The sequence below is a fragment of the Sphingobium sp. SYK-6 genome (assembly GCF_000283515.1).
GTDB lineage: Bacteria > Pseudomonadota > Alphaproteobacteria > Sphingomonadales > Sphingomonadaceae > Sphingobium > Sphingobium lignivorans.
The window spans coordinates 637,982-652,291 of sequence record NC_015976.1; the positions used below are offsets into that span (position 1 = coordinate 637,982).

Annotated in this window: 14 protein-coding genes; 10 read left to right on the forward strand and 4 right to left on the reverse strand. The window is 67.0% G+C overall.

What is annotated here, in order from left to right; translation table 11 throughout:
• Nucleotides 1-23: 23 nt before the first annotated feature.
• Nucleotides 24-977, reverse strand: coding sequence for a hypothetical protein (locus SLG_RS20210; RefSeq protein WP_148276470.1), 954 nt, complete (start codon nucleotides 975-977; stop codon nucleotides 24-26).
• Nucleotides 978-1,099: 122 nt separating this feature from the next.
• Here SLG_RS20210 and SLG_RS03015 point away from each other — a divergent pair, with 122 nt between their 5' ends.
• The 3 genes from SLG_RS03015 to SLG_RS21595 all read left to right on the forward strand — a co-directional run bounded on the left by SLG_RS03015 (nucleotide 1,100) and on the right by SLG_RS21595 (nucleotide 3,482).
• Nucleotides 1,100-2,365: a glutamate-5-semialdehyde dehydrogenase gene (locus SLG_RS03015; protein WP_014074942.1), complete on the forward strand. Its 1,266-nt coding sequence runs from the start codon at nucleotides 1,100-1,102 to the stop codon at nucleotides 2,363-2,365.
• Nucleotides 2,362-2,940 carry a hypothetical protein gene (locus SLG_RS21985; protein WP_014074943.1) on the forward strand — a complete coding sequence of 193 codons (579 nt, stop codon included), beginning with the start codon at nucleotides 2,362-2,364 and terminating at the stop codon, nucleotides 2,938-2,940. Before SLG_RS03015 ends, SLG_RS21985 begins: the two co-directional genes overlap by 4 nt.
• Nucleotides 2,941-3,338: 398 nt before the next feature.
• Nucleotides 3,339-3,482, forward strand: coding sequence for a hypothetical protein (locus SLG_RS21595; RefSeq protein ID WP_158512665.1), 144 nt, complete (start codon nucleotides 3,339-3,341; stop codon nucleotides 3,480-3,482).
• A 53-nt stretch (nucleotides 3,483-3,535) separates the two neighbouring features.
• Here SLG_RS21595 and SLG_RS21225 read toward each other — a convergent pair whose 3' ends face one another.
• The 3 genes from SLG_RS21225 to SLG_RS03035 form a co-directional block, all read right to left on the reverse strand.
• On the reverse strand, nucleotides 3,536-4,252 hold the full coding sequence (locus SLG_RS21225) for a L,D-transpeptidase family protein (protein WP_041391690.1): 717 nt from the start codon (nucleotides 4,250-4,252) through the stop codon (nucleotides 3,536-3,538).
• Nucleotides 4,253-4,345: 93 nt separating this feature from the next.
• Entirely contained in the window at nucleotides 4,346-4,861 is a 516-nt protein-coding gene (locus tag SLG_RS03030) for a DUF2721 domain-containing protein (protein ID WP_014074945.1), read from the reverse strand.
• Nucleotides 4,858-6,069 carry an LL-diaminopimelate aminotransferase gene (locus tag SLG_RS03035; RefSeq protein WP_014074946.1) on the reverse strand — a complete coding sequence of 404 codons (1,212 nt, stop codon included), beginning with the start codon at nucleotides 6,067-6,069 and terminating at the stop codon, nucleotides 4,858-4,860. The genes SLG_RS03030 and SLG_RS03035 overlap by 4 nt, the downstream gene beginning before the upstream one ends.
• 119 nt (nucleotides 6,070-6,188) lie before the next feature.
• Here SLG_RS03035 and SLG_RS03040 point away from each other — a divergent pair, with 119 nt between their 5' ends.
• From SLG_RS03040 to ppc, 7 genes are all read left to right on the forward strand, one after another.
• Nucleotides 6,189-7,931 carry a PHA/PHB synthase family protein gene (locus tag SLG_RS03040; protein ID WP_014074947.1) on the forward strand — a complete coding sequence of 581 codons (1,743 nt, stop codon included), beginning with the start codon at nucleotides 6,189-6,191 and terminating at the stop codon, nucleotides 7,929-7,931.
• A gap of 150 nt (nucleotides 7,932-8,081) precedes the next feature.
• Nucleotides 8,082-9,005 (forward strand): phasin family protein, encoded by a 924-nt coding sequence (locus SLG_RS20655; RefSeq protein WP_014074948.1) that lies wholly within the window; start codon nucleotides 8,082-8,084, stop codon nucleotides 9,003-9,005.
• Nucleotides 9,006-9,157: 152 nt separating this feature from the next.
• Entirely contained in the window at nucleotides 9,158-9,487 is a 330-nt protein-coding gene (gene clpS / locus SLG_RS03050) for an ATP-dependent Clp protease adapter ClpS (protein ID WP_173385012.1), read from the forward strand.
• Between the two features lie 217 nt (nucleotides 9,488-9,704).
• A complete protein-coding gene (locus SLG_RS03055; protein ID WP_041392486.1) occupies nucleotides 9,705-10,034 on the forward strand; it encodes an ArsR/SmtB family transcription factor in 330 nt (109 codons plus the stop codon).
• Nucleotides 10,031-10,450, forward strand: coding sequence for an arsenate reductase (glutaredoxin) (arsC, locus tag SLG_RS03060; protein ID WP_014074951.1), 420 nt, complete (start codon nucleotides 10,031-10,033; stop codon nucleotides 10,448-10,450). The genes SLG_RS03055 and arsC overlap by 4 nt, the downstream gene beginning before the upstream one ends.
• Nucleotides 10,447-11,514 (forward strand): ACR3 family arsenite efflux transporter, encoded by a 1,068-nt coding sequence (arsB, locus tag SLG_RS03065; protein ID WP_014074952.1) that lies wholly within the window; start codon nucleotides 10,447-10,449, stop codon nucleotides 11,512-11,514. Before arsC ends, arsB begins: the two co-directional genes overlap by 4 nt.
• A 70-nt stretch (nucleotides 11,515-11,584) precedes the next feature.
• On the forward strand, nucleotides 11,585-14,272 hold the full coding sequence (gene ppc, locus SLG_RS03070) for a phosphoenolpyruvate carboxylase (RefSeq protein ID WP_331386504.1): 2,688 nt from the start codon (nucleotides 11,585-11,587) through the stop codon (nucleotides 14,270-14,272).
• Nucleotides 14,273-14,310: the final 38 nt, after the last annotated feature.

A 14,310-nucleotide genomic window follows, 5' to 3' on the forward strand; every position in this document is an offset into this window, starting at 1 on the left:
CCGGGGAGGGGGCCCCACCCCGATCAGGCGTTCCCGCATCGCACCCGGCGACTGTCGGCAATGTCCAGAGACTGCCCGTCCGCGCCGAGTCCGAGCGTCAGTGTCCTTGTCCACTGCTCGCCTTCGCCCGTGAAATCCGCCGTGATCCGGACGCTGTCCGGCGAGAGCATCTGCACGCTGCGCACCATGCCGCTGCTTTCGTGGAAGGACAGACGGTCGGCGGCGATCGCCAGCCGGCTTTCGTCGTCGGCCCGGCCGCAGGCCTCGCGTGATGAAGCCCAGCGCCCCTGGAACGCAACCGGTATCCGCGCCGCCGTGGCGTCTGCGCCGGCCGGAACGACCCTGACCGTGCCGCGCGGCCGCAGGTCCGAGTCGCCGATGAGCCAGGGCCTTTCCCCCGGCTCGCCTTTCTGGCCATCGGGATTGCGCACCAGCGTCATCGTGCCGATCAGGTTGAACGGCGCGCCGTTCTCGCGCAGGCGGCCATAAGCCTGCACCGGCACGCGCGCCGTCACGGTGCCGCCGGTCTGCGGTCGCCCGACGAGGACGTGGAACTCGGAATATTTCCGGTAGCTGTCGGCGAAGTCGGCCTCGGTCATGCCGCTCTGCCGGCCGTCCTCGCTCCACAGGCGATAGGCATCGCCATAGCGGCCTTCGCCGATCGCGAGGCCCCAGAGTTCGATCGTCGCGCCCGACGCCTCGACGCTGGCGGGATTGCGCGCGGCGCTTTCGTTGAGCGGCGTGCGGTCGTCCGGGAGCCCGCCCTCCTCGCCCGGCGCGGGCGGGACGAGCATTCCCCCGGCCGCGCCCGCGCTGTTGCCGGCGGCTCCGGGCCCGGCGACGTCGGCCGCATTCGCCGCGTTCCGGGTCATGCCATTCTCGGCCATGTCGTTCGCAGGGTCCTGCTGCTGTGATCCGCAGCCTGCCATCAGCGTCGCCAGTATCAGCGGTGCCAGACCGAAAGATTTCAACGGCATGTTGCTGTCCTCCTCATTGCCGGAGCGGGAACGTCCGGACCGGTCGCCGGTTGCAGCCATTTGCGTGCTTCCCCGGCCATGCTATGGGGATCGCCCCCCGCCGCCGGAGCGCCGAACCAGCAATGAACGATCTCACGCAAACGCCGGAAATGCTCATTGCCACCATGGGCGCGCGCGCACGCCGCGCCGCGACGGAGATGGCGATGGTGCCAAGCGCGCGCAAGGCCGAAGCGCTTCTCGCCGCGTCCGCTTCCCTTCGCGAGTCCGCCGCCAGGATCATTCTCGCCAATCGCGCGGACATGGAGCGCGGCGCTGCCAACGGGCTTTCCTCCGCCATGCTGGATCGGCTGCGGCTGGATGAGGCGCGCATCGCCGCCATCGCCGATGCCGTGGCCAATGTCGCCGCGCTGGACGATCCGGTCGGGCAGGTGATCGACGAGGCGGTGCGGCCCAATGGCCTGCGCCTCCAGCGCGTGCGGGTGCCGCTCGGCGTCATCGGGATCATCTACGAGAGCCGGCCCAATGTGACGGCGGACGCCGCCGCGCTCTGCCTGCGCTCGGGCAATGCGGTGATCCTGCGCGGCGGCTCCGAAGCGCTGGAAAGCAATCGCGCGATCCACGCCGCGATGGTCAGGGGCATCACGCAGGCGGGGCTCCCTGCCGAAGCGGTCCAGATCGTGCCGACCAGCGACCGCGCGGTGGTGGGCGCCATGCTGCGCGCGGTGGGGCTGATCGACATCATCGTGCCGCGCGGCGGCAAGAGCCTGGTGGCGCGCGTGCAGGATGAGGCGCGCGTCCCCGTGCTCGCGCATCTGGACGGCATCTGCCACACTTATGTCCATGCCGCTGCCGATCCGGTCATGGCGCGCGAGATCGTGGTCAATGCCAAGATGCGCCGCACCGGCATCTGCGGCGCGATGGAGACATTGCTGATCGACCGCGCCTATCCCGAGCCGGAAGCGCTCGTGCAGGCGCTGCTCGACGCGCGCTGCGACGTGCGCGGCGACGAGGGCGTGCGCAAGCTCGACGATCGCGTCGAGCCCGCCCAGCCGGGGGACTGGGACACGGAATATCTCGATGCCGTCGTCGCTGCCCGCTTCGTGAGCGGGATGGACGAGGCTCTGGCCCATATCGCGGCGCATGGCAGCCACCATACAGACGCGATCGTGACCGGGGACCCGGCCGTCGCGGAGGATTTCCTCAACCGGTGCGACAGCGCGATCGTGATGTGGAATGCGTCCACCCAGTTCGCCGATGGCGGCGAGTTCGGGCTTGGGGCGGAGATCGGTATCTCGACCGGTCGGCTGCATGCGCGCGGGCCCGTCGCGCTGGAAGGGCTGACCACGTACAAATGGGTTGTGCGCGGCAACGGGCAGATCCGGCCATGAGCGGCGCGCGCTCCCTGATGCCGTCCCTGAAGCCGTCGCTGCGCCACCTCGGCATGCTGGCCGCGCTCGGTTGGCTGGCAGGATGCCAGGCCGTGCCGCCGCCGCGAACCGAGCCTGCCCCGCGCCCCGCGCCGCCGCCGCCACCGCCCGCACCCGCACCAGCGCCGCAGGCACCGGCCGTGCCATGGGATGTCGCGCCGGTCGAGCCGGGCGACTGGTCCTATCGCGCGGAGGGGCGTGACAGCCTCGCGATGTTCGCACAGGCCGGCGCGCAGCCGCGTGTGGCGTTCGTCTGCCGGGCAGGCACCCGCGAGGTGGCGATGCGGCTGCTTTCCGTGGACGGGTCCGCGCGGCAAGTGGTGATCCGCACCAGCTACGGCGCCTTGCAATGGTCCGCGCTTGCCGCGACCGACGGGACGCGGCTGGTGACCATCACCCGGCCGGCGAGAGATCAGGGCTTCGACTGGATCGCCTATTCGCGCGGCCGCATCGGCATCGAGGCCGGTGGAGAGCCGTTGCTCGTCATCCCGGTGGGAGCGGAAATTGCGCGCGTTGTGGAGGACTGCCGGAACTGAGGTTTTCCGGCGGTTTCTGCCCGGATCGGCGGACGCATGATTATGATTCGAAAAAAGATAAATACAAGTCTTGTTCGCACGTGCGTTATGAATCACATCTATGCTCATCGCAGGGCAGAGGCTTCCAGCCGCAACCTCGCGAAATGGTTTTAACGCAAGCGAAAGGAGGTGATCCGATGTCTCATGGTTCAGCAATGGGGTCGGTCAAGTCCGTTCGGGGAGCCTGCCGCTAAGGCATTGGCGGCGGGTCGCGCGAGGATCCTGACAAGGGATCGGAACGCGGCGTAAATCCCCGGGTGGCGGCACTTCCGGCCGCTGACCATGTATGATGGGCCGCTCGGCGCCTCCAGAAGCAGGAGGTTCCGGCGGCCCCTCTCATTTGGGGGCATGAGCGAGGAATGGCGCGAACGCTGCTGGGCATGGCCTGTGCGCTCTGCATCGCGAGCGTACCCGCGCCGGCGATAGCGCAAGAGGAGGGCTGGTCCGCGGCGCCATGGCGCGAGGATCTGGCGGCCGGCCCGCCGCTTCCCGACGCGGGCTGAGAGCAAAAGAGTTTCGCGGATCTCGGCAGACGCGCCGAGCCGTGAGGCCCCGCTCAGTTGCTGTGCAGGGCGGCCTGCGCCATCTGCGCGCCCTGCGGCACGGCCATCATCTTGCCGGACGTGACGATCACGCGCGTGCCGAGCTTCGCCTCGGCGAAGACCAGCTTGGCGAACGCGAGCGGCACGCCGATGCAGCCATGCGTGGCATTGCCCCAGGCGACTTCGCTGGCGTGGATCGCGACCCCGTCATTGGTGAGGCGCATCATGTAGGGCATGGGGGCGCCATAGAGGTTGGACACATGGTCCACTTTCTTCTGCATGATGGGGAAAGTGCCGAGCGGGGTGGGCTTGTCGTCCGCGCCATAGAGGATGACGGCGGCGCCGATCTGGTAGCCCCCGCGGAACACCGCGATCGTCTGCGCCTGCAGGTCCACCGTGATGATGACTTCGCCCGGCGGCACGCCTTCCTCGTCCCACACATAGTCGCCATGGCGGAACGGCCCCTTGACCTCCAGCACGCGCTTGAGCTGCATGGGGTCGCCGGCGTCGAAGGACGCGGGATGCGCCTCGGCGGCCGGGACCGGTTGCGCAGGCGCGCTCTCCTGTGCCTCTGGCTGCACCGCCGGTGCCGCTGGCACGGGCGCTTCCCGGGCCGTGTCGGCGCGCGCGAAATGCATCGGGGCGAGGCTGGTCGTCAGCACGCCCGCCGCCAGCACGCCTGCGAGGGCGAGGCCGGTGCGGATCATCCTGCGTTGCGTGGTCGCTTTCATGGCGCGGGTCCTGCGCCCATTCGGGGCCGGTGCGCAATGTGCCATTTCCGGTCGTTTCCCGATGGGACAGCCGCGCACGGATATCTTAACGGGTTAACGCGGGGCCTTGTCGTCCTCCGCCGCGCCATTCTCCTCCTCGGCCTGATGGTAGAGGATTTCGTTGCGGATATGGATGACTTGCGATCCCAGCCGCGTCTCGACGATGAAGATCGCGAACGCGCTGGCGATGGAGATCATCGATCCCATGAACAGCAGCGCGATCAGCGTGCCCAGATTGGCCATCACGAGATTGGATGCGAACAGCAGGATGACGACCGCGCTGATCAGCAGCGCGGCCAGCACCGACAGGAAGATGGCGGTATTCACCACCGATATCCGCCGGTCGAGGATGCGGATTTCCTGGATCAGCCGGTCATGCTCGGCCCCGGTCGACTGGGGCACGAGCTTCTCCACCACCCGCGCCCGGTCGATGACGCGGGCGAGGCGGCTGGCGCAAACGTTGAGGAAGCCGCCGATGCCTGCGAGCAGGAACACCGGCGCCACCGCAAGCTGGATGACATGCGTGACTTCGCTGACCTCGGGATAGCTCAGCGCCGGGATGGCACTCATCCGGTCGCCTTGGTGCCGGGCACGTTCACGCCCATTGACTGGAGGTAGCGCTTCACGTTGCGTGCCGCCTGGCGCAGCCGCTGCTCGTTCTCCACCATTGCGATGCGGACATAGCCCTCGCCGTCCTCGCCATAGCCGACGCCGGGCGCCACCGCGACCTTCGCCTCGGTGAGCAGTTGCTTGGAGAATTCGAGGCTCCCCATCTCGCGCAGCGCGGGCGGCAGCGGGGCCCATGCGAACATGGAGGCGCGCGGCGAGGGGATGTCCCATCCCGCGCGGGCAAAGCTCTCGACCATCACGTCGCGGCGCTTCTGGTAGAGCTGGCGGTTCTTCTCCACAATGTCCTGCGGCCCGTTGAGCGCGGCGCAGGCAGCGGCCTGGATGGGCGTGAAGGCGCCGTAATCCAGATAGGACTTCACCCGCGTGAGCGCCGCGATCAGCTTCTTGTTGCCGACCGCGAAGCCCATGCGCCAGCCGGCCATGGAATAGGTCTTGGACATGGATGTGAATTCGATGGCGATGTCCTTCGCGCCCGGCACCTGCAGGATGGAGGGCGTCGGGTTGCCGTCATAATAAAGCTCGGAATAAGCGAGGTCGGAGATCAGCCAGACCTGATTGTCCTTCGCCCATGCGACCAGCCGCTCGTAGAAAGCGAGGTCCACCGTCTCCGCCGTCGGGTTCGACGGATAATTGACGATGAGGATGCTGGGGCGGGGCACGGTGAAGTGCATCGCGCGCTCCAGCGCCCGGAAATAATTCTCGTCCGGCGTGGTGGGCACCGAGCGGATCGTGGCCCCGGCGATGATGAAGCCGAAGGTGTGGATCGGGTAGGAGGGGTTGGGCGCCAGCACCACGTCGCCCGGCGCGGTGATTGCCGTGGCGAGGCTGGAGAGCCCTTCCTTGGAGCCCATGGTCACGACCACTTCGCTCTCGGGATCGACGTCCACGCCGAAGCGCCGGGCATAATAATTGGCCTGCGCCTTGCGCAGCCCGGGAATGCCCTTGGACTGGGAATAGCCGTGGGCGTTGGGTTTCTGCGCCACTTCGACCAGCTTGTCGATGACATGGGCGGGCGGCGGCAGGTCGGGATTGCCCATGCCCAGATCGATGATGTCCTCGCCTGCCGCACGCGCCGCGGCCCGCATCGCATTCACTTCGGCGATGACATATGGCGGCAGGCGCTTGATGCGGTAGAACTCGTCGGACATTGTGAAGTCGGTCTCCGTGGATGGAACGGGCCGGGCGATCCTGTCTTGGGACTGCCGGGCCACTCGTCCATATAGCCTGCGCAGCAACCACGTGCCACCAAAACCGAAGAGGTGCCCTGATGGAACAGCAGACGATCGATGCGCCGGGTCTGGCCCAGATGCAGCACTGGACCCGCGTGATCGGCCTGGCGCAGCAGCGCATCCTCGAGCGCAGTGCCGATCTGGCCGAGCGGGCCATGCGTTTCCGCAGTCTGGAAGCGCATCCCAATCTGGAGAAGATCGCCGAGATCCAGGCGCAGATGGCGAACCGCAGCATGGCGCTCTGGGAGCAGTTCCTGGCGCGCGCCGGCGGATCGGAGAGCGGCGAGGGCGAGGCACCTTCGCAGGCCGATCTCGATCGGCGCTTCGCCGATCCGCGCTGGCGCGACAATCCGGTGTTCGATCTCATCCGCCAGATCTATCTGCTCGCGTCGGAATTTCTTCTCCAGCTTGCCGAGAATGTCGACGGGCTGGACAGCCGCGAGAAGGAGAAGCTGCGCTTCGTGACGCAGCGTTTCGTGGAAGCCTCGAGCCCGAGCAATTTCCCCTTCACCAATCCGCTGGTGATCGAGCGGACGATCGAGACGCGCGGCGAGAACCTGCTCACCGGGCTCGAGCATCTGCTGGCCGACATCGATCGCGGCCAGCTCACGCATACGGATGGCTCTGCCTTCGAGCTCGGCCGCAACATCGCCACGACGCCGGGCAAGGTGGTGCACGAGACGCCGCTTTACCAGCTCATCCAATATGCGCCCGCCACGCCGGATGTGATGGCGACGCCGCTGCTCATCTTCCCGCCGTGGATCAACCGCTTCTACATTCTCGATCTCAATCCGCAGAAGAGCTTCGTCAAATGGGCGGTCGACCAGGGCCTCACCGTGTTCATGGTGAGCTGGAAGTCGGCCGATGCCAGCATGGCCGATGTCGGCCTCGATGATTATGTGCTGCGCGGGCAGATCGACGCCATTGATGTCGTGCGGGGCCTGCTCGGCGTGCCGGCGGTCCATGCCGTGGGCTATTGCGTGGCGGGCACGGTGCTCTCCGCCACGCTGGCCCTGCTTGCCGCGCGGGGCGAGGCGGACAAGGTGGCGAGCGCGACGTTCTTCACCACGCAGGTCGATTTCTCGCAGGCGGGCGATCTCAACCTGTTCGTGGACGATGAGCAGATCGCGCTGATCGAGAGCCTCGTCACGGAGGGCTTTCTGGACGGGCGCTACCTTGCCGCCACCTTCAATCTGCTGCGCGGGCAGGACCTGATCTGGAACTATGTCGTCAACAACTACCTGCTCGGCAACGACTATCCGCAGTTCGACCTGCTGTACTGGAATGGGGACACCACCAATCTCCCTGCCCGGTGGCATCGCGCTTATCTGACGGATTTCTACCGGGACAACCGGCTGGTGCAGCCGGGCGGTCTCGTCGTGGACGGTACGCCGATCGACCTCAGCCGTGTCGAGACGCCCAGCTACGTCCAGGCAGGCATCGAGGACCATATCGCGCCGGCCTGCTCGGTCTGGAAGATCATGGATCATTTCACTGGTCCCCGGCGCTTCGTGCTGGCCGGTTCGGGCCATATCGCCGGGGTGGTCAATCCGCCCGCCGCGGGCAAATATCAGTACTGGACCAGCGAGGAGGCACAGGGCGATTTCGACTCCTTCCGCGCGCATGCGAAGGAGACACGGGGAAGCTGGTGGCCGGACTGGGTCGCGTGGCTGAAAGGCCTTGATCCCACCCGCGTCGCGGCGAGCGGCGCCCGCATCCCGGGGGAAGGCGCGCTGGCCGCGATCGAGGACGCGCCGGGGCGTTACGTCCGCCAGCGCTGAGGGCGTGCGCGCGGCGCCTGACGGGCGCGATCCAGCATAAGGACGGGGCCGCGAGCGCGGGGCAGGCGCCCGCGCAAGAGCCTCCCAGCGCCTGTAAGACACTTTTGTTGCAGTGCATCATTATCCTTGCCAACAGGGGCGGAATCGCCTATGCTGCATTGCAACAAAACATTTCAGGAGATTGTTTTGGCTACTCCACCAAAGCCTGCTTCGCGGAAACCGGGCGCAAAAAGCGCGCCCGCAGGTGCGAAGCCAGCGACCGTGAAGTCGTCCACAGCGAAAGCCGAGACGCCGTCGAAGCCTACCGTCAAGGCGAAGCCGGCGCCGTCTGCCGCGGCACCCGCGCCCAAGCCTGCGGCGCCTGCGCCGAAGGTCGCCACGCCTGCATCGCAGGCCAAGCCTGCGCCCGTCGACCAGAAGGCGGCACCGGCGCCCAAAGCTGCTGCCCCGGTCGAATGGCCGGTCTCCTCGCCGGCGAAGTCCGAGCCGGCCGTAGAACAACAGACTGCTGAAAAACTGACTGCGCAAGCAGCCACCCCCACTCCTCCCAAGGCGGTTGGCGTCGACACCCCTTCTGTCGCGACCGCCAAGACGAAAGGCGAATTGATCATGACCGATGCGATGGAAACCGCGAAGACCTTTGCTGAAGAAACCAAGACCCGCATGCAGAGCGCGTTCTCTGAAATGAACGATAAGGCCAAGACGACGATGGAGAAGTCGGCGAAGGCGTTCGAGGAGCTGGGCGAGCTGACCAAGGGCAATCTCGAAGCCATGGTCGAATCCTCCAAGATCGCGGCCAAGGGCGTCGAATCGCTGAGCCAGGAAGCTGCCGACTTCGGCCGCAAGTCCTTCGAGAAGACCAGCTCGACCATGAAGAGCTTCGCGTCGGTCAAGACGCCCGCCGAGTTCTTCCAGCTCCAGAGCGAGCTGCTGAGCCAGGCGATGGACAGCTTCGCGTCGGAAGCGTCGAAGAACAGCGAAGCGATGCTGAAGCTGGCCGGCGACATCGCGCAGCCGATCAGCAACCGCGTCTCGATCGTCACCGAGAAGATGAAGAAGACGCTCGCGGCCTGATCGCGCAGCTCTTCCGGAAAAGAGAAAAGGCGGCGCGCTCCGGTGCGCCGCCCTTTTTTTTCGCTTTATGGGCTCGGCCCTTGCAAGGGGGGCGGGCGATATCCTATTTTCGGGACATGAGAATGACCGGCGCTGAGACTTTCCGCCCCATCATGGCCGGACGGCAGGATGAGGAAGGGCCTGGGGGACCGGGGCTCGGCATTGCCACGCGCGCGCGCACCCGCACCAAGAAGCCGACGCCCTACAAGGTGCTCATGCTCAATGACGACTACACGCCGATGGAGTTCGTCGTGGATGTGCTCCAGCGCTTCTTCCGCATGGACCTCGAGCAGGCGACCCGCGTGATGCTCCATGTCCACCAGCGCGGCGTGGGCGTGTGCGGCGTGTTCAGCTATGAAGTCGCCGAGACCAAGGTCAATCAGGTGATGGATTATGCCCGGCAGAACCAGCACCCGCTGCAGTGCACGCTGGAGCACGCCTGAGCGCCACCTAGCGGCAAGGGCCAAGCCCTCCGCCTCTCACTGACTCCCTGCGAAACAACCGTGTGACCCACGGCGGGGGGCGCTTCGTGCGCTCGCCCGTTGGGCGTCCGCGTCAGCGCCAGCGCCGGCGCCTTCCGTCCGCCAGCTCATCAATTCGATAATCGTCGAAATATCTGTTGACGTGAAAAACGGGCAGGTTATTTCGACATTCATGGAAATGAACTCTCCCGCCGTGATCGAAGCGCTTGGCGCTCTTGCCCAGGAGCACCGGCTCCGCCTGTTCCGCCTGCTGGTTCAGGCAGGGCAAGAGGGGCTCCCCGCTGGTGCGATCGCCGAGGCGCTGGATATTCCCAACTCCTCGCTGTCCTTCCACCTCGCGCAACTCAGCCGGGCCGGGCTCATTCAGCAGCGCCGCGAAGGGCGTTCGCTGATCTACACCGCCGACTATGCCGCGATGAATGCGCTGGTCGGCTATCTGATGGAGAATTGCTGCGGCGGCGCGGCCTGCGCGCCCGAGGTCGCCGCAACGGCGATGTGCCGGTCATGAGCGTCACCATCTATCACAATCCCGCCTGCGGCACGTCGCGCAATGTGCTTGGGCTGATCCGCGCGACCGGCGAGGAGCCGCGTGTCATCGCCTATCTCGAGACGCCGCCGACGCGGGAGGAACTGGTCTCGCTGATCGCGCGGATGGGCATCACGCCGCGCGATCTGCTCCGGCAGAAGGGCACGCCTTATGCCGCGCTGGGGCTCGACGATCCGACCCTCGGCGATGACGCCCTGATCGACGCGATGATGGCGCATCCCGTGCTCATCAACCGGCCCATCGTCGTGGGGCCGCGCGGCGTCGGGCTGTGCCGGCCTTCCGAACGGGTGCTCGCGCTGCTCGATCGGCCGTTGCGCGAGGATTTCGTGAAGGAAGACGGCGAGGTCGTGAAACCGGACGCGAAGGCGCCGCGATGACCAGCCTTTCCGATGCCCGGCAAGAGGCTGGCGCGCTCGGGCTCTTCGAGCGGTGGCTGTCGCTCTGGGTCGCGCTGGCGATCGTCGCCGGCCTCATCCTCGGCAATGCGGCGCCCGGCCTGTTCGGTGCGCTCGCCGGCCTTGAATTCGCCTCGGTCAATCTGGTGGTCGCGGTGCTCATCTGGGCGATGATCTACCCGATGATGGTCGCGGTGGACTTCGCGAGCCTGCGGGACATCGGCGCCCGGCCGAAGGGGCTGATCCTCACCATCGTGGCCAACTGGCTGGTGAAGCCGTTCACGATGGCGGCGCTTGCCGTGCTGTTCTTCGAGTTCCTGTTCGCCGACCTCATCGCGCCCGCGGATGCGCAGCAATATATTGCCGGGCTGATCCTGCTTGGGGCCGCGCCCTGCACCGCGATGGTGTTCGTCTGGTCGCAGATGACGCGTGGCGATCCGGCGTACACGCTCGTCCAGGTGTCGGTGAACGACATCATCATGGTGTTCGCCTTCGCGCCGATCGTCGCCCTGCTGCTCGGCATCACGGACATTGCGGTGCCGTGGGAAACGCTGCTTCTCTCCACGCTTCTCTATGTGGTGATCCCGCTCGTCGCCGGCGCCCTGACGCGTCGCCATCTGCTGGCCGGAGCATCGGGCGACGTCGAGGACGTCACTCGCTTCACGGCCGGTCTCAAGCCGCTTTCGGTGATCGGGTTGCTGCTGACCGTGGTGCTGCTGTTCGGATTTCAGGGGCGCGTGATCGTCTCGCAGCCGCTGCTTATCGCCCTGATCGCGGTGCCCATCGTCATCCAGAGCTATGGCATTTTCCTGCTGACCTATGCGGCCGCATGGGCCTGGCGGATCCCGTTTCCCATCGCCGCGCCCTGCGCGCTGATCGCCACGTCGAATTTCTTCGAGCTGGCCGTGGCCGTCGCCATCGGGCTTTTCGGTCTCGGCAGCGGTGCAGCGCTGGCGACGGTGGTGGGCGTCCTTGTCGAAGTGCCCGTGATGCTCTCGCTGGTGGCGATCGCCAACCGGACCCGGCGGCGGTTCCCGCCCGTCTGAACTGCGCGAATTCAGCCCTCCCCGCCAATCCGTCCTTGACCATCGCCACGCTGCAATGCAGCATGATGCCATGGCTCCGGCACGCCCGCCCATCACGCAGAATCCGGACATCCGCTATCTCGGGCGGCTGCTGGGCGACGTGATCCGCGTCTATGGCGGGGACCGGCTGTTCCGCCAGACCGAATATATCCGCTCCACCTCGGTCGATCGTGCGCGCGGCGTGGCCCCGCCCGAAGGGGTGGATACCGGTCTCTCGGCGCTCACCCTGGACGATACGCTCGCTTTCGTGCGCGGCTTCATGCTGTTCTCCATGCTGGCCAATCTGGCGGAGGACCGGCAGGGCATCGCTGCCGAGCCCGGCGCGGACGTTGCCAGCGCCATCGCGAAGCTGGAGAAGGACGGCATCGCCCCGGCGGATGTCATCGCGCTGTTGCAGAAGGCGCTGGTCGTTCCCGTCCTCACGGCGCACCCCACCGAAGTGCGCCGCAAGTCGATGATCGATCATCGCAACGTGATCGCGGACCTGATGGCGCTGCGCGACACCGGCGCCACGGAGACGCCGCAGGGCGAGCTGATCGAGGAAGCGATCAGCCGGCAGATCGCGCTGCTCTGGCAGACGCGCCCGCTGCGCCGCGAGCGCCTGTTCGTGCGCGACGAGATCGACAATGCGCTGTCCTATTTCCGCGATATCTTCATGCCGGTTCTGCCCGGCCTCTATGCGCGGTGGGACCGGGTGATGGGTGCCCGCGTGCCCGGCTTCCTGCGGCTGGGCACATGGATCGGCGGGGACCGGGACGGCAATCCCTTCGTGCAGGCCGAGCAACTGCGGCTCGCGCTTGGCCGGGCCAGCGGCTCCACGCTGCGCTTCTACATGGAGGCGCTGCACGAGCTTGGCGCGCAACTCTCCATCTCCAGCGAACTGGCCGCCGTCCCCGCGCCGATCCGGGAGCTGGCGGCGGCGAGTGGCGATGATGCGCCGAGCCGGCGGGACGAGCCTTATCGGCGCGCCGTCGCGGGCATCTATGCCCGGGTCGCCGCCAATTACGAGGCGCTGACCGGCCAGCCGGCCCCGCGCCCCGCCAAGCTCAGGGGCGAGCCTTATCCCGATGCCGCCGCACTGCGGGCCGATCTCGTCACGCTTGGCCGGGGGCTGGCGGTGGAAGGAAATGGCGCGCTCGGGTCCGGGGGCGGGCTTGCGCGGCTCATCCGTGCCGTCGAGATTTTCGGCTTCCATCTCGCCACGCTCGACATGCGCCAGAACAGCGCAGTCCATGAGCGCGTCGTCGCCGAGCTGCTGAAGGTCGCGGGAGTCGAACCGGACTATCTGGCGCTGGACGAGGACGCGCGCGTCGCGCTGCTGCGGCGGGAATTGGCGCACAACCGCCCGCTCGGCACGCATTTCGCCGATTACAGCGAGGAAACGACGACCGAGCTCGCCATCGTCGAGGCGGCGGCCGAGGCGCACCGGCTCTATGGCCCGGCCTGCATTACCCATTATCTCATTTCCAAGGCCGAGACCGTCTCGGACATGCTGGAAGTGAATATCCTGCTCAAGGAAGCGGGCCTGTGGAAAGCGGCCGACGCCGCCGAGCCGCCCCGCGCGCCGATCATGGCGGTGCCCCTGTTCGAGACCATCGCCGACCTTGAGAATGCGCCGGGCATCATGACCGCCTATTTCGAATTGCCGGAGATCGGCGCGCTCGTCCGTGCGCGCGGCCATCAGGAAGTGATGATCGGCTATTCCGACTCCAACAAGGACGGCGGCTATCTCACCTCCACCTGGAGCCTGCACGAAGCGAGCAAGGCACTGGCGCCGGTGTTCGAGGCGGCAGGTGTGTCGATGCAGCTCTTTCACGGGCGGGGCGGCGCGGTGGGGCGCGGCGGCGGCTCTTCCTTCGCGGCCATTCAGGCGCAGCCGCCCGGCACGGTGCAGGGGCGCATCCGCATCACCGAGCAGGGCGAGGTCATCGCCGCCAAATATGGCACGCAGGAAAGCGCGCGGACCAATCTGGAAGCGGTGACCAGCGCCGCCATCCTCGCCAGTCTCGAGCCCGAGCAGCTCTCCCCGCGCGATAGCGCCCGCTTCTCCGCGGCGATGGACCGCATCTCGGCGCTGGCCTTCCGCTCTTATCGGGACCTGGTCTACGAGACGCCGGGCTTCCGGGATTTCTTCCGGCAGCTCACGCCCATCCAGGAGATCAGCGGCCTCAAGATCGGCTCCCGCCCGGCGAGCCGCACCAAAAGCAGCCGCATCGAGGATCTGCGCGCCATCCCATGGGTCTTCTCCTGGGCGCAGGCGCGCGTGATGCTGCCGGGCTGGTATGGCGTGGGGCAGGCGCTGAAGGAATTTGGCGACGATGCGCTGCTGCGTGACATGGCGCAGGGCTGGGCCTTCTTCCGCGCCAGCATGGCGAACATGGAGATGGTGCTCGCCAAGTCGGATCTCGGCATCGCTGCCCATTATCTGCCGATGGTCGAGGACCGGGAGGCGGGCGATGCGATCTTCGGCCGCATCCGCGAGGGGTGGCAGCTCGCCCATGACAGGCTGCTGAGCGCGACCGGCCAGCCCTATCTGCTGGCGGACAGCCCGGCGCTCGATGCCTCGATCCGGCTGCGTCTGCCCTATATCGAGCCGCTCAACCTGCTGCAGGTGGAATTGCTGAAGCGCCACCGGAGCGGCGAGGACGATCCGCGCATCCGCGAAGGGATCGAACTGTCGATCAACGCCATCGCAACGGCATTGCGCAACAGCGGCTGAGGCGTCGCTTTCCGGGCGTTGCCCTGCGGCCCGTCCCC

Excerpts from the sequence above, each read along its gene's own strand:
- SLG_RS20655 (WP_014074948.1), top strand. The coding sequence starts at position 8,082 with ATGCTGCATTGCAACAAAACATTTCAGGAGATTGTTTTGGCTACTCCA.
- SLG_RS21985 (WP_014074943.1), top strand. The coding sequence starts at position 2,362 with ATGAGCGGCGCGCGCTCCCTGATGCCGTCCCTGAAGCCGTCGCTGCGC.
- SLG_RS03040 (WP_014074947.1), top strand. The coding sequence starts at position 6,189 with ATGGAACAGCAGACGATCGATGCGCCGGGTCTGGCCCAGATGCAGCAC.
- SLG_RS03030 (WP_014074945.1), bottom strand. The coding sequence starts at position 4,861 with ATGAGTGCCATCCCGGCGCTGAGCTATCCCGAGGTCAGCGAAGTCACG.
- SLG_RS03015 (WP_014074942.1), top strand. The coding sequence starts at position 1,100 with ATGAACGATCTCACGCAAACGCCGGAAATGCTCATTGCCACCATGGGC.
- clpS (WP_173385012.1), top strand. The coding sequence starts at position 9,158 with ATGGCCGGACGGCAGGATGAGGAAGGGCCTGGGGGACCGGGGCTCGGC.
- SLG_RS21595 (WP_158512665.1), top strand. The coding sequence starts at position 3,339 with ATGGCGCGAACGCTGCTGGGCATGGCCTGTGCGCTCTGCATCGCGAGC.
- SLG_RS03035 (WP_014074946.1), bottom strand. The coding sequence starts at position 6,069 with ATGTCCGACGAGTTCTACCGCATCAAGCGCCTGCCGCCATATGTCATC.
- SLG_RS20210 (WP_148276470.1), bottom strand. The coding sequence starts at position 977 with ATGCCGTTGAAATCTTTCGGTCTGGCACCGCTGATACTGGCGACGCTG.
- arsC (WP_014074951.1), top strand. The coding sequence starts at position 10,031 with ATGAGCGTCACCATCTATCACAATCCCGCCTGCGGCACGTCGCGCAAT.
- ppc (WP_331386504.1), top strand. The coding sequence starts at position 11,585 with ATGGCTCCGGCACGCCCGCCCATCACGCAGAATCCGGACATCCGCTAT.
- arsB (WP_014074952.1), top strand. The coding sequence starts at position 10,447 with ATGACCAGCCTTTCCGATGCCCGGCAAGAGGCTGGCGCGCTCGGGCTC.
- SLG_RS03055 (WP_041392486.1), top strand. The coding sequence starts at position 9,705 with ATGAACTCTCCCGCCGTGATCGAAGCGCTTGGCGCTCTTGCCCAGGAG.
- SLG_RS21225 (WP_041391690.1), bottom strand. The coding sequence starts at position 4,252 with ATGAAAGCGACCACGCAACGCAGGATGATCCGCACCGGCCTCGCCCTC.